17 protein-coding genes are annotated in these 20,493 nt (G+C 69.1%); 3 read left to right on the top strand and 14 right to left on the bottom strand.

Annotation, left to right across the window (positions count from 1 at the left end):
• Positions 1-6: 6 nt before the first annotated feature.
• From D7Y15_RS18310 to D7Y15_RS18300, 3 genes are all read right to left on the bottom strand, one after another.
• Complete coding sequence (locus D7Y15_RS18310; RefSeq protein ID WP_121753377.1) at positions 7-1,182, bottom strand: PHP domain-containing protein; 1,176 nt, start codon at positions 1,180-1,182, stop codon at positions 7-9.
• A 334-nt stretch (positions 1,183-1,516) separates the two neighbouring features.
• Entirely contained in the window at positions 1,517-3,301 is a 1,785-nt protein-coding gene (locus tag D7Y15_RS18305; RefSeq protein WP_121753376.1) for an ABC transporter ATP-binding protein, read from the bottom strand.
• A gap of 2 nt (positions 3,302-3,303) precedes the next feature.
• Positions 3,304-5,190 (bottom strand): DUF4388 domain-containing protein, encoded by a 1,887-nt coding sequence (locus D7Y15_RS18300; RefSeq protein WP_120576369.1) that lies wholly within the window; start codon positions 5,188-5,190, stop codon positions 3,304-3,306.
• Positions 5,191-5,253: 63 nt separating this feature from the next.
• On the opposite strand from D7Y15_RS18300, the gene lpxB reads away from it, so the two are divergent.
• From lpxB to D7Y15_RS18285, 3 genes are all read left to right on the top strand, one after another.
• On the top strand, positions 5,254-6,414 hold the full coding sequence (gene lpxB / locus D7Y15_RS18295) for a lipid-A-disaccharide synthase (RefSeq protein WP_120576368.1): 1,161 nt from the start codon (positions 5,254-5,256) through the stop codon (positions 6,412-6,414).
• Between the two features lie 71 nt (positions 6,415-6,485).
• Entirely contained in the window at positions 6,486-7,190 is a 705-nt protein-coding gene (locus tag D7Y15_RS18290) for a polyprenol monophosphomannose synthase (RefSeq protein WP_120576367.1), read from the top strand.
• Between the two features lie 12 nt (positions 7,191-7,202).
• Positions 7,203-7,832: a MarC family protein gene (locus D7Y15_RS18285; RefSeq protein ID WP_121753388.1), complete on the top strand. Its 630-nt coding sequence runs from the start codon at positions 7,203-7,205 to the stop codon at positions 7,830-7,832.
• Here the strand turns inward: D7Y15_RS18285 and D7Y15_RS18280 are convergent.
• The 11 genes from D7Y15_RS18280 to lysS form a co-directional block, all read right to left on the bottom strand.
• Positions 7,825-8,295 (bottom strand): hypothetical protein, encoded by a 471-nt coding sequence (locus D7Y15_RS18280; protein WP_120576365.1) that lies wholly within the window; start codon positions 8,293-8,295, stop codon positions 7,825-7,827. The two genes, D7Y15_RS18285 and D7Y15_RS18280, sit on opposite strands and share 8 nt — an antisense overlap.
• Before the next feature lie 8 nt (positions 8,296-8,303).
• Complete coding sequence (locus tag D7Y15_RS18275) at positions 8,304-9,329, bottom strand: OmpA family protein (RefSeq protein ID WP_120576364.1); 1,026 nt, start codon at positions 9,327-9,329, stop codon at positions 8,304-8,306.
• Positions 9,330-9,403: 74 nt separating this feature from the next.
• Positions 9,404-10,207: an LpxI family protein gene (locus tag D7Y15_RS18270; RefSeq protein WP_120576363.1), complete on the bottom strand. Its 804-nt coding sequence runs from the start codon at positions 10,205-10,207 to the stop codon at positions 9,404-9,406.
• A gap of 30 nt (positions 10,208-10,237) precedes the next feature.
• On the bottom strand, positions 10,238-11,014 hold the full coding sequence (gene lpxA, locus D7Y15_RS18265; RefSeq protein ID WP_120576362.1) for an acyl-ACP--UDP-N-acetylglucosamine O-acyltransferase: 777 nt from the start codon (positions 11,012-11,014) through the stop codon (positions 10,238-10,240).
• A gap of 34 nt (positions 11,015-11,048) precedes the next feature.
• Complete coding sequence (gene fabZ, locus D7Y15_RS18260; RefSeq protein ID WP_367303409.1) at positions 11,049-11,528, bottom strand: 3-hydroxyacyl-ACP dehydratase FabZ; 480 nt, start codon at positions 11,526-11,528, stop codon at positions 11,049-11,051.
• Positions 11,525-12,589, bottom strand: coding sequence for a UDP-3-O-(3-hydroxymyristoyl)glucosamine N-acyltransferase (gene lpxD / locus D7Y15_RS18255; RefSeq protein WP_120595198.1), 1,065 nt, complete (start codon positions 12,587-12,589; stop codon positions 11,525-11,527). Before lpxD ends, fabZ begins: the two co-directional genes overlap by 4 nt.
• Positions 12,590-12,604: 15 nt before the next feature.
• On the bottom strand, positions 12,605-13,171 hold the full coding sequence (locus tag D7Y15_RS18250) for an OmpH family outer membrane protein (RefSeq protein WP_014395493.1): 567 nt from the start codon (positions 13,169-13,171) through the stop codon (positions 12,605-12,607).
• A gap of 119 nt (positions 13,172-13,290) precedes the next feature.
• Positions 13,291-15,762 carry an outer membrane protein assembly factor BamA gene (bamA, locus tag D7Y15_RS18245; protein ID WP_233596847.1) on the bottom strand — a complete coding sequence of 824 codons (2,472 nt, stop codon included), beginning with the start codon at positions 15,760-15,762 and terminating at the stop codon, positions 13,291-13,293.
• Between the two features lie 76 nt (positions 15,763-15,838).
• A complete protein-coding gene (locus D7Y15_RS18240) occupies positions 15,839-16,513 on the bottom strand; it encodes an ABC transporter ATP-binding protein (protein ID WP_120576360.1) in 675 nt (224 codons plus the stop codon).
• Between the two features lie 2 nt (positions 16,514-16,515).
• Positions 16,516-18,885, bottom strand: coding sequence for an ABC transporter permease (locus D7Y15_RS18235; protein WP_121753375.1), 2,370 nt, complete (start codon positions 18,883-18,885; stop codon positions 16,516-16,518).
• A 12-nt stretch (positions 18,886-18,897) separates the two neighbouring features.
• Positions 18,898-20,457 carry a lysine--tRNA ligase gene (lysS, locus tag D7Y15_RS18230; RefSeq protein ID WP_120576358.1) on the bottom strand — a complete coding sequence of 520 codons (1,560 nt, stop codon included), beginning with the start codon at positions 20,455-20,457 and terminating at the stop codon, positions 18,898-18,900.
• Between the last annotated feature and the right edge of the window lie 36 nt (positions 20,458-20,493).

Below are 20,493 nucleotides of genomic sequence, written 5' to 3'. Positions count from 1 at the left end.
GCTCTATCAGATGCCCGGCGGTCTCGGCACCACTCGCACCGGGCTGGGAACAAGCCAGGGCCGCCACTCGTGGCCGAAGAAACGTCCGGGCGCGTGGGCCCAGACCTCCACCTGGACTGCTCCGGGACCGGTCAGCTCGATGTGCTGCCCGTCGGGTTGCAGGCGGCCGTCACCCCACACCCGGACCTCCACCGTGCCCGGGGTGTGTTCCGGGAGGCGGACCGTCAGCACCGTGCCCACGGGGGCTTCCCTCGTGTTCGCGTCGAAACCTTCCAGGGCGAAGCCAGCTGGCGCTCCGAGCGCTCGGAAGACGCAGAGGGCCTGGCCGCTCGCCAGCACCTGCGTGACCTGGGCCGCGGCTTCGCGCGCGTTCTGGGACAGGGGGCCCGGCAGCACGTCCGGCGGGAGCTCCATGTCGAGCGCGTTGAAGATGTCCTCGTACGCGGGCACTCCGTGCGCGTCGTTGCCGCACAGGGCGATGCGCTTTCGCTCTCGCGTCAGCTCCAGGAAGCGCTCTGTCGGGCGTGGCTCTGGGACCGCTAGCAGCATCACGCCGTGCACCGGGCTCACCAGGGAGGCGCCTACCGCGGGCAGGAGCCGGCTCACCGGACTTCGCAGCGCCTGCCGGAAGAAGGTGTCCGCGGAGTACAGCTCGAAGCCTGGGACCTGGTGCGCCGTCGCTTCGTCCTTCCAGGGGTTCTTCGTCTGGACCGGATGCGCGAGGACCGCCGTGCCTCCGGCGGCTTCCACCGCGGCCACCGCCTCTTCCGGTGGGCCCCAGGGCTTCACGCCTTCGATGGGCCTCTGCATGCCGAACGCCGCCAGATGGCCCGCGCTGGTCGAAATCTCCACCCCGGGGATGAGCAGCACGCCGTCCATCCAGGTCGCGGCGGGCGGCTTGAAGTCGTTGTGGTCGGTGAGCACCACGAAGTCGAGGCCCGCGGCCTTCGCCTCCCGGGCGACCTTCGCGGGCGTCCCGTTCCCGTCCGAGCGCGTGGTGTGCACGTGGTACGCGCCGCGGATCCACGGCTTCGCGTCCGGGACAGGCTCGACGACGGGGTAGTCCGCGAAGCCCGCCGCGAAGGCGAAGAAGCCCGCGACTCCCAGGAGCAGGAACAGCACACCGAACACCGCGCGGATCGCCAGGGAGAGGGGCCGCCTGGCCGTGATTGGCTTGCTCATACCGCCCCCCACTCGAAGGGCCTTACGTCCAGCGACACGTGGCGGCGGAGCGCCCTTCCTTGCTCTATCGCCAGGTCGGGGGGCTGCTCCGCCGTGACGACATTGGTCACGCCGCTCTCCGCTCGATGGGGCCTGACGTCCGCAGGCGCCATGTGGCGACGCAGCGGCCTTCCAAGCGCTATCGACAGAGCGAGGGACCGCGTCGCCGAGCCCGTCTTGCTCACGCCGCTCCCCGCCCGACGGGACCCGACGTCTGCAGGCGCCTTGTGGCGACGCAGCGGCCTTCCAAGCGCTATCGCCAGAGCGAGGGGCTGCGTCACCGAGCCCGCCTTGCTCACGCCGCTCCCCGCTCGACGGGACCTGATGTCTGCAGGCGCCACATGGCGGCGTAGCGGCCTTCCTTCTGGAGCAGGTCCGCGTGGCTTCCGCTCTCCACGATGCGGCCCGCCTCCACCACGTGGATGACGTCCGCGCTCGTCACCGTGGACAGCCGGTGCGCGATGACCAGCGCCGTCCTGCCGGGGAGCACCTTCGCCAGCGCGGCCTGCACCTCGCGCTCGTTCTCTGGATCCAGGCTGCTGGTCGCTTCGTCCAGCACCATCACCGGGGCCTTGGATAGGACCGCTCTCGCGATGCACAGGCGCTGGCGCTGGCCTCCGCTCAGGATGACGCCTCGCTCTCCGATGCGCGTGTCGTAGCCCTGGGGCAGGCCCTGGATGAAGGCGTCCGCGTTCGCCACCTTCGCCGCGGCCTCCACTTCCTCTTTCGTCGCTTCGGGCCTCGCGTGCCTCAGGTTCTCCAGCACGGTGCCGTGGAAGAGCAGCGGTTCTTGCGTCACCAGCGCGAACTGACTCCGGACGCTCGCCGCCGTGTACGTGTCCGCGTCCACGCCATCCAGGAGGATGCGCCCCTGCTGGGGACGCTCGAAGCGCAGCAGCAGCGACGTCACCGTGCTCTTGCCGCCTCCACTGCCTCCCACCAGCGCCGCCACCTGCCCCACCTTCAGGTCCAGGGTCAGCCCGTCCAACGCTCGGCGCTCGCCGTAGAAGAAGCGCACGTCCTCCATGCGCAGCGACTCACGCAGCGCTGGCGCCGGCCCCGCGCCGGTGGCGTCCTCCACGGGGTGCTTCAGGTCGAGCAGCGCGAAGAGGCGCTCTCCCGCCGCTCCCGCCTGCACCGCGAACTGCGTCACCCGGCCCAGGTCCTTCACCGGCTGGTACACGAGGATGACCGCCGTGAGCAGCGACAAGAGCGCTTCTGGCTCCATCGCTCGCGTCGCCGCCGCGTACCCCAGCGCTCCCGCGAGCGCCGCCGCGGCGAGCACCTCCATCAACCCCGGCACACCTCCTCGCGCCCAGGCCGCGCCCACCACCGCTTCCTCGTGGGCCTTCGCGTAGGACTCGAAGCGCGCCAACTCCGCCTCCTGTCCGTTGAAGGCCTGGATGGTGCGCAGGCCCCCCAGCCCTTCGTGCAGTTGGCCCGCGAGCTGGCCCAGGTGGGCCTGCCCTTCTCGCGTTCCCTTCAGCACCTTGCGCGTCAGCCTCGATGCGGGCAGCGCCGCCAGCGGAATCACCGCCAGCATCAGCCCTCCGAGCATCGGGCTCATCGCCAGCGCCACTCCCGCGAGCACCAGCACCTGAATGGTGTCTCGCAGGTACGAACCCACCGTGTACATGGCGGCCAGCTCCACGGCCATCACGTCCGAGGAGAAGCGGCTGAGCAGATCTCCCGTCCGCTCCTTTGACAGCTGCGACGGCGACAGCGCCGTGAGCCGCAGGAACAGGTCGCGCCGCAGGTCCTTCACCACTCGCTGCGCGAACAGGCCCATGAAGTAGAACTGGCCCAGGTACCCCACGCCCTTCACCGCGCCCACGCACAGCACCAGCACCGGGAAACCCCAGAGCGCTGCCTCGCGCGGCAGGTTCGCCAGCCAGGGCACCCGGTGCGCGCTCGCGAAGCCCTCCTCGCCTCCCGACAACAGGAAGCGCAGCGCCGGGCCCAGCAGGTACGCGTACGCGCCCGTCGCGAGCCCCAACACCGCCATGCACGCGAAGGCCAGGACGAGGATTCCCGCGTGCGGTTTCGCGTAGCGGAGCAGCCGCCGGAGCGCGTGATGCATGACTACTTCACCACCTTCTGCAACGCCGCCCTCGCGAGCACCGAATACGGGTTCAGCTCCAGCACCTTCATCAACTTCTTGCGCGCGAGCGGCACGTCGTCCAGGTCGATTTCGATGATGGCCGCGATGATCTGCGCCCGCTCCAGGTACGGATCCAACGTCAGCGCTTGCTTGAGCACCTTGCGCGCCGCGAGCGCCCGCTGCATCAACGGCCCGGGCGAACCCCGGTACTTCGCCCAGGCGAGGTACGAGTAGTACTCGGGCTCACCGCCGTTGAGCGACACCGCCTCCTCGAAGCCCTGGATGGCCGCCTTGTAGTCGCCCCGCTTCATCGCGGACTCGCCCCGGCGCAGTGCCAGCTCCGCGTCCACGTTGATGGCGGTCGCGCGGCCCACCACCTCCTGCCGGCTGAAGAAATACTGGAGATAGGCGCGGCGCTTCTCATCCACGCTCAGCACGCGGTACGCCGCTGACAGCTTCTCCTGCACCTGCTCCAACAGGTCGCGCAGGTCGGAGAGGTCGAACTCCGCGTAGGTGTCCGGGTGAAAGCGCATCGCCGTCTCGTGGTACGCGCGCTCCACCGCCTCCTTGTCCGCCGCGAGGTCCAACCCCAGCCCGCCGAAGTAGCTGCGCGTGATGATGCGCACCGCTTCCTCGCGCAGCGCCGCCGCTGTCTCCGCGGGCAGGCTCTTGCGCTTGCGCGGCGCGATGACGTCCGGCACCGCCGCCGCGCTCAACACGTCTGTCCCCGTGGCCACCGGCGTCGCGGAGAACGTCACCCCGCCCGTCAGCTTGAGGAACCACAGCAGCGTGTACGCCGCCCGCAGCTCCGCGCGCCCGTGCGCCAGCAGGTCCTTGAGCACGATGCGGCCGTTCACCTGCATGGCCAGCTTGATGTCCTCCGTGTCCAGCGCCATCGACTGGAGGTCCCGGCCGAAGTCCGCCGAGCGCACCGGGTACTCGTTCAGGTGCGCCTTGAGCGCGTTCGCCACCACCCGCAGGGGCATGCGCCTGCGCGCGGCCTCCAGCAGCGGGGCCAGGGCGGGCTGATCCACGGAGGCCACTTCGGAGGAGAACTCGTCGCCCGCGTAGAACGCGTACCGGCCCTCGCGCATGGCCAGCACGCGCCCTAGCCGGTCCCGGGTGAAGTCGCGCAGGAGTGCCAGCAGGTCTTCGCCCACCGCCTCCACGCCCACGTCCGCCAGCGCCGCGCCGATGCGCAGGCCGGAGGCGAGCGACTCCACCACCGGCTGCTCCTGCGCCTCCGTGAGGACCCGACGCTCGCGCAGGAAGCGTGGCAGCGCGTCCTCCTTCGCGGAGGAGTCGAAGTTCACCGGCCCGCCTCGCAGGAAGAACACCCGGCGCGACAGACCCTTGAGGGCCACCACCAGCACGCCGTCACGGCGCAGCCGGTAGAGCGAATGAAGGAGCGCCGGCAGCGGGAAGGCCTTCAGGTCCCCCGCCGCCACCGCGGGCCTCGACAGCGTGGCGGACAGGCCCGTGAGCGTAATGGCCTGCGCGGCCTTCACCAGTGCCTCCAGGCGAGGCACCAGCTCGCCCGGCTTGAGCGGATCCGGGATGTACGCGTTGACCTTCAGGTCCAGCACCGAGCTCACGCCCTTCGCGCGGCCCAGGTGCCCCTTGTCGATGGCCACGATGGGCACACGCCCACCCTGGCTGTGCCCTCGGATGAGGTGCACGACGTGCTGTCCCTCCACTCGCGGAAGGTCCACGCCCAGCACCACCACGTCCGGGTTGTCCGCCGAGAAGTGCTCCAACGCCATCACGGCGTCATTCACCGCCCGAACGGTGTACCCGGCCTGCGAGAGCAAGCCCGTCAGGTGCTCCAGGGTCGGGGGGTGGCTCTCAGCGAGCAGAAGCGTCTTCAAGGGGGCCGCAGTCTACAACCTCCCTCCCTCCGCGCATCAGCTACGATGAGGGTCTTGCCTCCCATGACGCAGCCATCCTCCCCCCGCATCCTCGTCGTGGCCGGCGAGGCCTCCGGCGACACCCACGCCTCGGAGCTCGTCGCCGCACTCCAGGCCCTGCGCCCCGACCTCACCTTCTTCGGCATGGGAGGCGCCCGGCTGGCCGCCCGGGGGGTGGAGCTCATCCACGACGCCCGCGAAGTGTCCGTCATGGGCATCACCGAGGTGCTCCCCCGTATCCCCCGCATCCTGCGGATCATGAAGGACCTGGCCCAGGCCGCCGAGGAGCGCCGTCCCGTCTGCGCCATCCTGGTGGACATCCCGGACTTCAATCTGCGCCTGGCCAAGAAGCTCAAGGCCCTGGGCATCCCCGTGGCCTACTACGTGTCCCCGATGATCTGGGCCTGGCGCCGGGGCCGCGTGCGCACCATCCAGCGGCTGGTGGACCGGATGCTCTGCATCCTGCCCTTCGAGGAGGACTTCTACCGGGAGGCCGGGGTGCCCGCACGCTACGTGGGAAGTCCCGTGCTGGAGCAGATGCCCAAGGCCGCCAGCGCCCTCGAGTTCCGGCAGCGCCTGGGCCTGTCCCAGGACGCGCCCACGCTCGCGCTGCTGCCCGGCAGCCGGATGAGTGAGATTCGCCGCATCCTGCCCACCCTCGTCCGGGCCGCGAAGCAGCTGGCCTCCGAGCGGCCGGGGCTCCAGGTGGTGGTGCCGGTGGCGCCCACCATCGCCAAGGAGGAAATCCTCTCCCGCTTCGAGGGCAGCGGCGTGACGCCGGTGCTGGTGGACGGGCGCGCCCCGGAGGTGGTGGGCGCGAGCGACGCCGCAGTGGTGGCCTCCGGCACGGCGGTGCTGGAAGCGGGGCTGATGGAGCGTCCGCTCGTCGTCGTGTACCGCGTGTCGCTGGTGACGTATTGGGTGGGCCGGCTGATGCTGAAGGTGGCCTTCGTGTCGCTCATCAACCTGCTGGCGGGCCGGCGCGTGGTGCCGGAGCTGCTCCAGGGGGAGATGACCCCGGAGAACATCGCCTCCGAGGTGCGGCGCGTGTGGCTGCCGGGTGAGCCCCGCGACGCCATGGTCCAGGGCCTGGCCGAGGTGCGCGGACGCCTGGGTGAGGTGGGAGCCGCCCACCGCGCGGCCCAGACGGTGCTGGAGCTGTTGCCCCCGCGCCATGTCTCCTGACCCGGAGAACCGACCGGGTTGGCGTCGGGAGTGCTGTTCCAGCGCCGGGTTTGGGGTATGTCCGCCGGGTCATGAACCGTGCGCTGGTCTGCATCCCCACCTACAACGAGCGGGACAACATCGGCCCCATCACCCAGGCGGTGCTGGCGGCGGACCCCCGTGTGGACATCCTCGTCGTCGACGACAACTCGCCCGACGGGACGGGACAGCTCGCGGATGAGCTGGCCGCGAAGGACCCGCGCGTGCGCGTGCTCCACCGCGAGAAGAAGGAGGGCCTGGGCCGTGCGTACCTGGCCGCCTTCCGGTGGGCCCTGGCCGAGGGCTACACGTACATCCTGGAGATGGACGCGGACTTCAGCCACGACCCGCGCTACCTGCCCACCTTCATGGACGCTGCGGAAGGCGGCGCGGACCTGGTGCTGGGTTCGCGCTACGTGGATGGCGGCGGCACGGTGAACTGGGGCGTGGGCCGGAAGATCATCAGCCGCGGCGGTTCGCTCTACGCGCGCAGCATCCTGGGCGTGGACGTGCGCGACCTCACCGGCGGCTTCAAGTGCTTCAACCGCCGCGTGCTGGAGAGCATCAACCTGGATGAGGTGCGCAGCACCGGGTACGCGTTCCAGATTGAGCTGACCTACCGCACCCTGCGCAAGGGATTCACCGTGCGCGAGGTCCCCATCGTGTTCGAGGACCGGCGTGTGGGGCACTCGAAAATGAACAAGAAGATCTTCGTCGAAGCGCTGGGCATGGTCTGGAAGCTGCGCTTCACGGTCTAAAGCGCCATGTCGATGTCCGCCATGGTGTCCACCTTCCTCGTTTCGCTGTCCGCCATCTTCTTCGTGGTGGACCCGATTGGCGTCGTGCCGCTGTTCCTGGCGATGACGGCGGGGGACACCAAGCAGCAGATTCGCAGCACCGCCCTGCGCGCCTGCCTGGTGGCGTGCGGGATGATGCTGTTCTTCGCCGTCTTCGGCCGCGTCATCTTCCAGGTGTTCGCCGTGTCGCTGGGCGCCTTCCGCGTGGCGGGCGGCATCCTGCTGCTGATTACGTCCCTGGACATGCTGCGCGCCCGTCCGTCCTCCACGCGCACCAGCCCCACGGAAGAAGAAGAAGGCGTGGTGAAGGAGGACGTGGCCATCGTCCCGCTGGCCATTCCGCTGCTCGCGGGGCCGGGCGCCATCGCCACCGCCATGGTGCTGATGGCGCGCTCCGGGACGTCCTTCGTCTCCGCGCTGCCGGTGGTCGCGGCGGTGGTGCTGACCTTCACCGTGACCTACTTCATCCTCAACGCGTCCAGCCTGGTGCAGCGGGTGCTGCGTCAGTCCGGCGTCGCCATCCTGGAGCGCGTGTCAGGCCTCATCCTGGCCGCCATCGCGGTGCAGTTCATCGCGGACGGGGCGAAGGACCTGCTCAAATAGCGTCCGCGCCCGCCACCCACACGGCGCCGTCCTTGCGCACGGTGCCCTGGGGACGGCCGTCCATGGTGAGGCGGTCCGGGCTGGAGCGCTGCGCGTCGTACGCGTAGCCGCCCTGGACCTCCTGCAGGTACACCACCACGGCGTCCACGACGTTCTCCTGCACGACCTTGAACGACTCGTTCGCGCACTGGGTGTCGCCGGTGAAGAAGCGCTCCAGCGTGGCCTCCTCCGGGTGGCGCACGTAGACGACCACGGGGGCCCTCTCCTCCTTGCCCTCGGCGACGAACTTCTGGATGGCCTTCGCGGGCGCGGGCTGGCGCATCAGCGCCTGGAGGAGCGTGCACTTCTCGTCCTCGGCCTGCACGCGCTGCTCAAGGGGCACGGAGTGCGCGCAGCCCACCGTCCCCAAGAAGCCCAGGCCCGCCACGGCGAGCGCCCAACGGATGCGAGCAAGTTCCACCATGTGACACCTCAAGGCTTGCGCCAGCGAGGGGCGAAGGGCGCGTTCGTCAGGGACGGGTCCTCCACCGCGATGATGTATTCGGCGCGGCGGTTGCCCGCCTCCGCCGTCTCGTCCGGCGTGGGCACCGCCGGGGACTGCTCACCAAAGCCCTCGTAGAACACTGGTACCTTCAGGCCGCGTTGGCGGAAGTAGGTCGCGATGCTCTTCGCCCGCTTGAGCGAAAGCTCGCGGTTGTCGTTCGTGCTGCCCACCGTGTCGGTGTGCCCGAGCACGTACAGGCGCAGCGACGCCCAGCGGCCATACTTATTCAACGCCTCCGTGATGCTCTTGTAGCTGGCGTCCAGCTTGCCCTTCTCCGCCGAGGGAACGTCCGAGCGGCCGGAGGCGAAGGTCACCTCCTCGTGCGGGATGTCCACCTGCCACGGGTAGAGGTCCACGCCCGTGTAGAAGTCGGAGGTGTCGTAGGCCCTCAGGCGGATGTGCATCACCTTGCCCTCCGCCGGCAGCCACTTCACTTCCAACGGCGTGCCCGCGGGCGCGCCCTTGAAGTCCACGTCGCCCGCGAAGGCCGTCTTGCCGGTGTCCATCTTCACCGTCACTTCCGTCTTCGCGGCCGGGCGCGACAGCGTGAAGCGCAGCTTGCGCCCGGGCACGTCCACGTCCTCCGGGCGAACCTCCAGCTTCAGCGGGCCGTTGAGCTCCGTGTCGAACGAGAGAGGCATGGAGCCCGGCTCCGCCCCGCCCGGGAACCGCACGGTGAGCTCGCCCTCGTAGTGGAACTTCCCTTCCGGCTGCTCCAGGGCGAGGCGGCGGGTGATGCCCGGCTTGCCGCCCCCCTTGAGCTCCACCGCCTTGCCGTCGCTGCGCTTGAGCTTCACCTCGAAGCCGTCGATGGGCTCTTCGATGTGGATGACCAGCGTGGGCACGCCTTCACCCAGCGCCGCCTTGCCCTCCAGCGATACCCGGATGGCCTCCGCGGAGGCGGTGAGCGGCAGGCCCAGCAGGGCCAAGAGAGGTAGGAGTCGAACGGACATGCGGCGTCAACCTCGGCGTCGCGGGGGAGGTGGGGAGGCAACTCCAGCCCGGGGGAACGGATTCCCGCGGAAGCCTACCGCACGCCCACCAGGGTGATGCCTCGCGCGGTGGCCCCCGCGAAGAGTGCGGGTGCGTCCAACAGCACCGTGCGCCCTACCTCCAGCGCCAGCACCCGGGCGCCCACCTCCGCCATGACCTCCAGCGTCCGAGGCCCCACGGCGGGCAAGTCGAAGCGCAGGTCCTGCTCCGGCTTGCAGCGCTTCACCACCACCGCGCCCGGGCCGCCCAGCTTCGCGCCCCGGCGGATGGTCTCGTCGGTGCCCTCCACGGCCTCCAGCGCGAGCACGTGGCCGTCACGCACCACCACCGTCTGGCCCACGTCCGCCTGCCCCAGGAGCACCGCCACCTCGCGGCCCAGGGCCACGTCCTTCTCCTGCGCGGGCTTGAGCGTGGGGCCCGCCAGGTGCCCTTCGGGGCACAGCACCTCGCCCAGGAAGTCCGTGGGCGCGATGATGGTGATGCCCTGGGATTCGAAGTCCGCGGCCACGGCGCGCAGGAGCGCGTCGTCCCGGAAGCTGCGCAGGCGGGAGATGATGCGCACCGCGCCCAGGTCCGGACGGGCATCCGTGAGAGCGCGCACGCGGCCGATGCCGCCCGCCATGGCCGCCCGGGTGACACCCGCCTGGCGGAAGACCTTCTGGATGCGGCCCACCTGCCCCACGCGCACCCAGGCGAAGTGGCCGACCTCCTGCTCCAGCGCCGGGTCCGTCTCTCCCCGGTGCGCGGCCACCACGACCTCCAGGCCGCGCGCACGGGCGGCCCGCGCGAAGAGGAAGGGAAGCTGGCCGTTACCGGCGATGAGCCCGATGCGCTCCACCCACTCCCCTCCGTTCCCTCGTGAAGAGGCCTAGCGCGTGACGCCGCGCTTGCTCGTCTCCACGAACCGCACCAGGTGCTCCACTTCCGGGTGGCTGGAGAGCTCCCCGCGAAGCTGCGCGAGCGCGTCCTGAAGCCCCAGCTTGGAGCGGAAGAGGATGCGGTAGGCCTCCTTCACACGGCCAATCTGCTCCTCGGTGAAGCCGCCGCGCTCCAGGCCCACGGTGTTGAGGCCCACCAGCGTGGCCCGGTCGCCCTGCACGGTGCAGTACGGGGGCACGTCCATGGTGACCATGGAGCCGCCGGAGATGAACGCGTAGCGCCCCAGCCGGGTGAACTGGTGCACCGCGACGAGGCCCGAAATCTTCACCGCGTCCTCCACCACCACGTGGCCCGCGAGCGCGGCCCCGTTGGCGAGGAGGACTTCATTGCCCACGACGCAGTCGTGCGCGATGTGGCTGTTGGCGAGCAGCAGGTTGCGGTGGCCCAGGCGCGTGGCGCCACCACCGGCCACCGTGCCCAGGTTCACCGTGACGAACTCACGGATTTGATTCTCGTCGCCAATGACGAGCTCCGTGTCCTCGCCCGCGTACTTCAGGTCCTGGGGCGCCGCGCCCACGGAACAGAACTGGAAGAGGTGGTTGCGCTCCCCCAACGTGGTGCGGCCCTCGATGACGACGTGCGGCCCGATGCGGGTGCCCGCGCCAATGACGACATGGGGCCCGATGACCGAGAACGGCCCCACCTCCACGGTGTCGTGGAGCCGGGCTCCCGGATGGACGACCGCGGTGGGATGAACCTGCGCCATGTCCTTCTCTCCTCAGCAGCGCGAATGACGCGCCCTACGGCGCCGCGCTCTCGTCGCCCTTGGCGGCCTTGGCGGCCTTGTTCTTGTCCACCACGGTGGCGAGGAACTCCCCTTCCGCCACCCTGGCGCCATCCACCGACGCCACACCCTTCGTCTTCCAGATGGCGCCCTTGTGGCGGATGACTTCAATGTCCAACTGGAGCCGGTCCCCGGGCACCACCGGCTTGCGGAAGCGCGCGTTGTCCACGCCCATCAAGTACGTGACGAGCCGCGTCGGGTCCATGGCTTCCGTCTTATACGCAAGGATGGCCGTGGCCTGGGCGAGCGCCTCCAGGATGAGCACGCCCGGCATCACCGGGTGCCCCGGGAAGTGGCCGTTGAAGAAGGGCTCGTTGATGGTGACGTTCTTGTAGGCCGTGAGCTTCTGGCCCGGCACGATTTCCACCACCCGGTCCACCAGGAGGAACGGGTAGCGGTGCGGCAGCAGCGCCTGGATCTCGCCAATGTCCATCATCCGCCCTTCTCCTTCTCCAACAGCTCCACCCTCTTGCGAAGGGCGCGCACTTCCTTGAGCAGGTCCGCCAGCTGCCCCGACGCGGCGCTGGCGCGCAGCCATTCCTTGTGGGGGATGGCGGGGCTGCCACTGACGACCTGCCCGTCCGGAACGTCATGGGCGACGCCCGACTGCGCGCCCACCTTGGCCAGGTCTCCCACGCGGATGTGGCCCACCACGCCCACCTGCCCCGCGAGCACCACGCCGGTGCCCACCTCCGCCGAACCCGAAACGCCCGCCTGCGCGCAGATGAGCGACAGCGGGCCCACGCGCACGTTGTGGGCGATCTGAACCAGGTTGTCGAGCTTCGTCCCCTGGCCCACCACCGTTTCACCCACCGTCGCACGGTCGATGCAGGTGCAGGCCCCGACTTCCACGTCGTCCTCGATGCGGACGATGCCCACCTGGGGAATCTTGAAGTGGCGGGGGCCGTCCTCGCCCTCCGCGTCGAACGCGAAGCCGAAGCCGTCCGCGCCCACCACCGACGAGGCGTGGAGGATGACGCGCGAGCCCACCACGCAGTTCTCGCGCACCGTGGCGTGCGGGTAGAGCACGCAGTCGTCGCCGACGCGCGCGCCTTCACCCACGTAGGCCCCGGAGTGCAGCACCGTGCGGGCGCCGACGTGGGCGCCCTTCTCCACCACCGCCCCGGCCTTCACCGTGGCCTCCGGGTGCACCGTGGCCTCCGGGTGCACGTGGGCCGCCGGGTGGATGCCCGCGGCGGGCCGCGTGGCCGGGTGGAACAGGGCGAGGAGCTTCGCGTAGGCCAGGTGAGGGTTGGGCACCCGCACCAGGGCCACGCCGTCGCGAGCGGTGGCATCCATCCCCACCAGCACCGCCGAGGCGCGGGTGGCCTCGAACTGCTTGCGGTAGCGGGGGTTGCCGTAGAACGACACCTCCCCCGGGACTGCCTCCTCCAGGCCGTTCAGGCCATGGACGAGCAGTCCGGGGTCGCCGAGGAGCTCACCCCGGACGTGGGTGGCGATGTCCCCCAGCCGGTGCGCGTTGGATGCGGATGGCACGGGGGTGTCCAACGCCTACTTCTTGACCGGGGCGTCCTTGGCCGCCGGCGCGGGCTTCTTGGAGGCGCTGTTGTTGTAGCTGCGCACGACCTCGTTGGAGATGTCGTACTGGGACAGCGCGAAGACGATGCCGGAGTCGCGCTTGTCCAGCACCATGCCCAGGCCGTCCCGCTCCGCGATGGAAGCGATGACCTGGTCGATGCGGTTGACGATGGGCTCCATCTCCTGGCGCTCCTTGTTGGCGGCCTCGGCGCGGCTGCGCTCGTACTTCTGCGCCAGCTCCATCACCTTCTTCTGGAGCTCGGTGGCCTTCTGGGTGCGCGTGGCTTCGCTCATGGCGCTGGCCTGCTTGTCCAGGGTGTCCTTCTCCTTGCGGAGCGTCTCCTGCTCCTTGTCGATCTCCTTCTGGCGGTCCTCCAGCCACTTCTGGAGACGGGCCTTGGCGGCCTTGCCGTCATCCACCTCCAGCAGCACGCGCTGCAGGTCGACGTAGGCCACCTTGAGCTCGGCGGCCGAAGCGGCAACCGGGAGGGCGAGCGACAGGACAGCGGCGGCGGCCGCCAGGGTGCTTCGAAGCGACATGGGTCAAGGCTCCTCGGAAAGGGTGCTGCAGGCTCCGACGTCCGCCATCCCGGCCTGTTCACTTCCGCCCGGGTAGGGCGGAGAAGGACGTACCGGGAAGGCCTTGGGGTCAATGCCTATCAGAAGAAGTTACCGATCGTGAACTCGAACAGGATGGAGTCGTCCGACGGCCGCTTGGTCAGCGGGATTCCCCACTCGAAGCGCAGGGGTCCGATGGGCGAGAACCAGCGGAAGCCGAAGCCCGCCGCGTGGAAGAGGCCCAGGGGCAGCTTGTCCTGCCGGTCCTCGAAGAACTTCTCGTTTGAGCCGAAGGCATTGCCGGCGTCGTAGAAGAGCACGCCGCGCAGGCCGGCCTTCTCGAAGATGGGGAACTCCAGCTCGAAGTTGAAGATGAGCTGCTTGTTGCCGCCCACCCGGAACTCGGTGACGTTGGCGTCCGGGTTGTCCGCGCGCGGCACCAGCAGCGTGGGGCTGATGCTGCGCAGGTAGTAACCGCGGATCGTGTTGATGCCGCCCACGTAATAGAGCTCGCTGATGGGCAGCGGCTTGCTGGAGTCCAGCTGCTGCACGTAGCCCATCGTGGCGTTCGTCTTGAAGACGAAGCCCAGCGGCAGGGGGAAGTACAGGCGCGAGTAGGCGGTGTAGCGGTTGAAGAGGAACGTGCCGCCCAGGAACGAGGGCGCCGTCTCCACCGAGCCGTAGTGGATGAAGCCGCGCGACGGGAAGAGGCGGTTGTCGCGCCGGTCGAAGGACACGGACAGGCGCAGCGCGCTGGTGACGCCGGACTGGAACTGGTTGGCGAGCAGCACCGCGCCAATGCCCTGCCCCGCCTGCACGTCCACGTACTCACGCGAGTAGCCGACCGTGGCGAGCACGTCGTCCACCAGCTGGCGGCCCAGGGAGATGGTGCCGCCCGTGGAGTTGCGGATGAAGCCTTCGTAGTCCGCCTGCACGCGGAAGAACTCCGCAGACAGGAGGTAGTTCGTGTCCAGGAAGTACGGGTCGTAGAACGACAGCTGGACGAGCGAGCGCAGGCCCGAGATCTGGGCGGACGCGGACACGCTCTGGCCCCAGCCGAGGAAGTTGTTCTGCGACACCTGGGCCGTGAAGATGAAGTTCTCCACGTTGGAGAAGCCGAGGCCCACCTGGAAGGTGCCCGTGGCCTTCTCCTTCACCTCCACCTGCAACACGATGGCGTTGTCGGTGCTGCCCGGGTGCTGGGTGATTTCGACGGTCTCGAAGAAGCCCAGCGCGGTGACGCGCTCGCGGCTGCGCTTCACGCCGGTGCCGTTGTAGAGCTCGCCTTCGTAGACGCGCAGCTCGCGGCGGATGACCTTGTCGCGCGTCTTGGTGTTGCCGACGACGTCGATGCGCTCGATGTTGACGAGCGGGCCCTTCTGGATGTCGAAGGTGAGGTCCACCGTCCGGTCTTCCGCGTTCACGGAGGTGACGGGGTTGATGTTGGCGTACGCGTACCCCTTGTCGAAGTACACGTCGGAGATGGCGGAGATGTCCGTGGAGAGCTGGCCGCGGTTGAAGCGCTCCTTGGGGCGCGACTTCATCAGCCGCAGCAGCTCTTCCGGCGGGCGCTCCAGGTCGCCCGCGAAGTCGATCTTCCCGATGTCGTACGACTCACCCTCGGTGATGTGCAGGGTGATGTAGATGTCGCGCTTGTCCGCGGACAGCTGCACGGTGGGCTTGTCCACGCGCACGTTGATGAAGCCGCGGTCGTAGTAGGCGATCTGGATGACGGCGAGGTCGCGCTGGAAGGCCTCTTCGCGGTAGGTGCCCTCGCCGGTGAAGAAGGACAGGAAGCCGCCCTCCTTCGTGATCATGGTCGCCTTGAGCTCCTCCGGGGACACCTTCTCCGCGCCCTGGAGGATGATCTGCTTCACCATCACCTTCGAGTGCTCGTTGATGATGTAGACGACGGTGACCGCGGCGCCGCCTTCGACCGGCTCCAGCTTGTAGGTCACCTCCGCCAGGAAGTAGCCCTTCTCGACGTACTTCTCCTGGATCTTCTTCTGCGTGGCGCGCACGGCCTCGATGTCGAGGATGGTGCCGACCTTGAGATCCAGCTGCTCCTTCAGGTCCTCCGCGTTGAGCTCCTCGTTGCCCTGGAGCGCCACGGCGCGGATGGTGGGGCGCTCCGACACGCGCACCACGTACGCGATGCCGTTGGCCAGGCGCTGCGCGAGCAGCTGCACGTCCGTGAAGTAGCCCAGGGCCCAGATGGCGCGGAGGTCCTCCGCGGAGCGGGTGAGCGCGTCACCGACCTGGGTGCGCATGGCGCGGCGGACGGCCTCCGACTCCACGCGGCGGTTGCCCTCGATGCGGATCTCCACCACGCGATCCGAGGGGGAGACGTTGGTGTCCTCGTCGTCCGGAGAGGACGCCAGCGGCGCGTCCGCGCCCGAGGGAGGGCCCCCATCCGGAGGCGATACGGGCGTGGCGGCGGGAGTGGACGGGGGGAGGACGACGGGCGAACCCGCGTCGACGTCCACCTGGGCGTAGGCAGCAACGGGCCCAAACGCCCACAGGGCGACCGCCAGCAGCGGGAGCAATGACTTGCGCAGAACGGTGAGCCTCAAGTGCAGTCCGGCCAGGAAAAGGCGGGGCAATGTACGGGATGGGGGGAGGGCCCCTCAATCCAAAAGCGCGCGGCCATCAGGCCTCCGACACCTGCCCGCCGGCCAGTCTCAGACGGCGGGGCATGGAGCGAGCAAGCGTCTCGTTGTGCGTGACGACGACGGCGGTGATTCCCAGGTCCCGGTTCACTTCCCGGAGCAGCTGGTGGATACCCTCGCCTGTCGTGGGATCCAGGTTGCCCGTGGGTTCGTCCGCGAGCAGCACCGCGGGCTTGAGCACCAGCGCGCGCGCCAGGGCCACGCGCTGGGCCTCGCCGCCGGACAGCTCACCGGGGCGGTGGTCCACGCGGCTGCCCAGGCCCACGCGCTCCAGGAGCTCACGGGCGTAGGCGTAGGCGGGGGTGCGGTCCTTGCGCTGGATGAGCGCGGGCATGGCCACGTTCTCCAGCGCGGTGAACTCCGGCAACAGGTAGTGGCTCTGGAAGACGAAGCCGATGGTGCGGTTGCGGAACTCGGCGATCTCCGCGTCGTTCATGGAGAAGACGGACTTGCCGTCGAAGAGGACTTCACCGGCGGCGGGGGCGTCCAGCGTGCCCAGCACGTGCAGGAAGGTGCTCTTTCCCGCGCCGGACGCGCCAATCATGGAGACGAGCTCGCCGGCGTTGATGTCCAGGGACACGTCGCGCAGCACGTCAATGCGCTTGCCGTGCAGGAAGTAGCTCTTGAAGACGTTGCGGATGGACAACAGCGCCATGGCTACTCCGCCTTCAGACCTTCCACCGGTTCCACGCTGCTCGCCTTGAGGGCCGGGTAGATGGACGCCAGGTAGGTGACGAGCACCGCGATGATCACCGCCAGCGCTGTCTGCACCGGTTCGATGCGCACCGGCAGCGCGGGGATGTAATAGACCTCCGGATCCAGCTTGATGCCGACCTTCTCGATGAAGAGGCACCACGCGAGGCCGGAGAACAGGCCCAGCACGCCGCCGGCCACGCCAATCTGGAGCCCTTCGGCGAGGAAGATCTTCACGATGCCGCCGTCCGGGACGCCCAGCGCCTTGAGGACGGAGATCTCCTTCCGTTTCTCCAGCACCAGCATGATGACCGTGGCGACGATGAGGCCCGCGGCGACGATGATGATGATGGACAGGATGATGCCCATCACCAGCTTCTCCAGGCGCAGCGCGGAGAAGAGGTTCTTGTTCATCTCGCCCCAGTCGCGCGCGCGGTAGGGGTAGCCGCCCAGCACGCGCACCACCTGGTTGGCGATGCGGCGCGCGTCGTCGATGTCCGCCACCTTCAGTTCAATGCCGGTGGCGCCCTTCACGGCGAAGAAGTCCTGCGCTTCCTTGAGCAGGATGTAGACGAACTTGGAGTCGTACTCGTACATGCCCGAGTAGAAGACGCCCGCCACCCGGAACGCGCGGCTCTTGGGGATGGGCCCGGACGGCCCCAGCTCCGTGCCCAGCGGGGACACCACGTTCACCCGGTCCCCCACCACCACGCGCAGCGAGGCCGCCAGCTCCCGGCCGATGATGATGCCCGGCAGCACCGTGGGCTTCGCGGGCTTGGAGGGCTTGCCGATGATGGGGTCCTCCTCCTCGGCGTCCTTCTTGCCTTCCGCGTCCTCCACCGCGCTGCTGGGGAGGATCTTCGCGGGCTGCTCCAGGTGGCCCAGGTCGCCGCCGGGCAGGATGTTCTGCGGCAGGTCCGTCACCGAGCCGACCGTCTTCGGATCGATGCCCTTGATGATGACGCCGTCGACGTTGCCCTCCGAGGCGATCATCACCTGGTTGATGATGAAGGGCGTCTGGCCCACGACGCCGGGCACGCGCTTCACCTGCTGCATCACCTTGTCGTAGTCCGGCAAATCGCCTGCGTAGCGAGACACCACCGCGTGCGCGTTGGTGCCGAGGATCTTCTGCTGGAGGTCGGCCTCGAAGCCGCTCATCACGCTGAGCACGATGATGAGCGCCATCACGCCCACGCCCACGCCGCCCACGGACAGCGCGGTCATCATCATGGTGGGCGACTGCTCATGCAGCTTCATGCGGTGCTGCGCGGACGCGGCCGCGAGCGGATCCGCCAGGCCCAGGGACTTCACGCGCGTGCGCTCCACGGCGGCTTCCGCCCCGCGGATGATGAAGTAGACGATGAGCGGCGGGACGATGCCGAACATCAGCACCGCGAGCGCGCCCAACAGCAGCGACGGGCGGAACACCGCCACGTGCCGGCGCGCGACGAAGAGCTCGAAGCCCAGCCGCAGGTCCACCCGGCCGCTGCCCGCCGCGATGAAGCCCGTGTTGATGCCCAGCACGAGCGCCAGCACCAGCGCGGCGAAGACGAGCCAGTACGCCAGCTCCGGCCGGCCGATGAGCCCCGCGACGTACGTCACCTCGCGCAGCCGGTAGCCCAGCGCCAGTTGCAGCGACGGCACACGCTCCATCAGCGACAGGAGAATGGGCACCGGCAGGCCCAGGTAGAACACGCCGATGGTCGCTTCCGGGAACGACAGCCGCTGCGCCCGGGACGCGCCCACGAAGCCGGACGCGAACGCCACGCCCATGCTCACGATGAAGGCGATGGCGAAGGCGATGGTGGGAGGCAGCGACAGCCCCCCGCTCGCCTCGCGCGCCGCGCCGCCCAGATCCGACGGCACGCCGCTGGAGAGCACGGTCTGGAGCAGCAGCAGCGCCAGCTCCGCCAGGAGGATGCCGCCGCCGTAGGCGCCCAGCGTGCTCCAGTAGAAGTCCCGGTAGCGCGCCAGGCGCGGGTACAGGGGCGCACCCGCGGCGGGGCTGGGCCCCTCACCGGAGGCCGGCGCGCGGCGGATGCCGGCGGCGATGAGGCCCCAGCCGGCCAGCCAGACGAGCGTCCCGGCCACCAGGGCCTTGGGTCCGGCCACGGCCGAGGCCTTCTGGGCGCCCAGGGCGAGCGCCCCGGCGTCGAAGGACTGGACGAGCCCGCCCCACCCCACGAAGGAGAGGCCCAGGGCGCCGGCCACCTCGGCCCACGCCTCGGACTCGGAGATGGCCACCCCCAGGAGGATGGCTCCCACGAGGGCCACGAGGGCGCCGGCCCACAGGAGGGGCCAGCGATAATCGGTCTGCCGTTCGGCGGGGTGCACGAGGCCTCGTGGCTACTTCGCCAGCGGCTTGAGGAGGGGGAAGAGAATCACGTCACGAATGCTGGCGGCGTCCGTGAACAACATGGCGACGCGATCAATCCCGATGCCTTCACCGGCCGTGGGCGGCATGCCGTGTTCGAGGGCGCGGATGTAGTCCTCGTCGTAGTCCATGGTCTCCTGCTGCCCCCGCTGCTTCGCGTCCAGCTGGGCCTGGAAGCGGCCCTTCTGGTCCAGGGGGTCGTTCAGCTCGGAGAAGGCGTTGGCGATTTCCCGGCCCGCGACGAAGAGCTCGAACCGATCCGTGATTTCCGGGTTCTGGTCGTTGCGGCGGGCGAGCGGCGAGACGGCGGTGGGATACTGGGTGATGAAGGTGGGATGGATGAGCGTGTGCTCGACGTGGGCCTCGAAGAGGGCGCCCACCAGCTCACCGTGGTTCATGGCGTCCACGGCGCGGCGCTCCGCCTCTGAATGCACCGTCTTGAGCAGCTCATGACGCAGGCGGTCCACGTCCACCATGTCCTTGTCGGACAGGCTGGGGACGGCTTCCCGGATGGCCTCCGGCATGGGGATGCGCTTCCAGCCCTTGCCGAAGTCGATGGTGTGCTCGCCGTACTTCACCTTGGAGTCGCCGGTGACGTGGCGGGAGGCCTCCGAGAGCATCTCCTCCGTGAGGTCCATCAGGTCCTCGTACGTGGCGTACGCCTGATAGAACTCCAGCATCGTGAACTCCGGGTTGTGCCGGGTGCTGATGCCCTCATTGCGGAAGTTGCGGTTGATTTCGTAGACGCGGTCCATGCCACCCACCACGAGCCGCTTCAGATAGAGCTCGGGCGCGATGCGCATGAAGAGGTCGATGTCGTACGTGTTGTGGTGCGTGACGAACGGCCGCGCCGCCGCACCCGTCACCAGCGGGTGCATCATCGGGGTCTCCACTTCGACGAAGTCGCGCCCGTCGAGGAAGCTCCGGATGAACTTCACCAGCTTGCTGCGCTTCAGGAAGACCTGCTTCACGTCCGGGTTGGAGACGAGGTCCAGGTAGCGCTGGCGGTAGCGGACCTCCACGTCCGTGAGGCCGTGCCACTTCTCCGGCATGGGGCGCAGGGACTTGGTGAGCGGGATGAACTTCGCGGCCGCGATGGACAGCTCGCCCGTCTTGCTCTTGAAGACGGTGCCCTGCGCCGCGACGAAGTCGCCCAGGTCGCACTGCTTGAAGACCTCATAGAGGTCCCCCAGCGCGTCCTTCTTCACGTGCACCTGGATTTCGCCGGAGCGGTCGCGCAGCTTGATGAACGCGGCCTTGCCGAACGAGCGCATGGCCACGATGCGGCCGGCGACGTCCGCCTGGGGGGCTTCCTTGTCCAGGTCCTCGGCGGTCTTCTGGCCGTGGTCGTCGTGGAGCCGCTGCGCCACGTCCTTGGGGGCGTAGCCGTTGCCGTAGGGGTTGAAGCCGGCCTCGCGCCACTTCGCGGCCTTGTCCAACCGCTGCTGGTAGATCTCCTGCTCCTTGGAGCTGGAGTCCGCCGCTTCGCCGCTCTTCTCACCTGGGGGGGTCTTGTTCTCGGTGTCGGCCATGACGCGCTCGTGTGAAAGGCGCGGCACCGTAGCCAA

The sequence above is a fragment of the Corallococcus sp. AB030 genome, from assembly GCF_003668965.1.
Classification (GTDB): Bacteria; Myxococcota; Myxococcia; order Myxococcales; family Myxococcaceae; genus Corallococcus; species Corallococcus exiguus.
This window is presented reverse-complemented; position numbering and strand designations above follow the sequence as displayed.

Coding starts and splice junctions, on each gene's coding strand:
- D7Y15_RS18310 (WP_121753377.1), bottom strand. CDS start 1,182: ATGAGCAAGCCAATCACGGCCAGGCGGCCCCTCTCCCTGGCGATCCGC.
- D7Y15_RS18305 (WP_121753376.1), bottom strand. CDS start 3,301: ATGCATCACGCGCTCCGGCGGCTGCTCCGCTACGCGAAACCGCACGCG.
- lpxB (WP_120576368.1), top strand. CDS start 5,254: ATGACGCAGCCATCCTCCCCCCGCATCCTCGTCGTGGCCGGCGAGGCC.
- D7Y15_RS18290 (WP_120576367.1), top strand. CDS start 6,486: ATGAACCGTGCGCTGGTCTGCATCCCCACCTACAACGAGCGGGACAAC.
- D7Y15_RS18285 (WP_121753388.1), top strand. CDS start 7,203: ATGTCCGCCATGGTGTCCACCTTCCTCGTTTCGCTGTCCGCCATCTTC.
- D7Y15_RS18280 (WP_120576365.1), bottom strand. CDS start 8,295: ATGGTGGAACTTGCTCGCATCCGTTGGGCGCTCGCCGTGGCGGGCCTG.
- D7Y15_RS18275 (WP_120576364.1), bottom strand. CDS start 9,329: ATGTCCGTTCGACTCCTACCTCTCTTGGCCCTGCTGGGCCTGCCGCTC.
- lpxA (WP_120576362.1), bottom strand. CDS start 11,014: ATGGCGCAGGTTCATCCCACCGCGGTCGTCCATCCGGGAGCCCGGCTC.
- fabZ (WP_367303409.1), bottom strand. CDS start 11,528: ATGATGGACATTGGCGAGATCCAGGCGCTGCTGCCGCACCGCTACCCG.
- D7Y15_RS18250 (WP_014395493.1), bottom strand. CDS start 13,171: ATGTCGCTTCGAAGCACCCTGGCGGCCGCCGCCGCTGTCCTGTCGCTC.
- D7Y15_RS18240 (WP_120576360.1), bottom strand. CDS start 16,513: ATGGCGCTGTTGTCCATCCGCAACGTCTTCAAGAGCTACTTCCTGCAC.
- lysS (WP_120576358.1), bottom strand. CDS start 20,457: ATGGCCGACACCGAGAACAAGACCCCCCCAGGTGAGAAGAGCGGCGAA.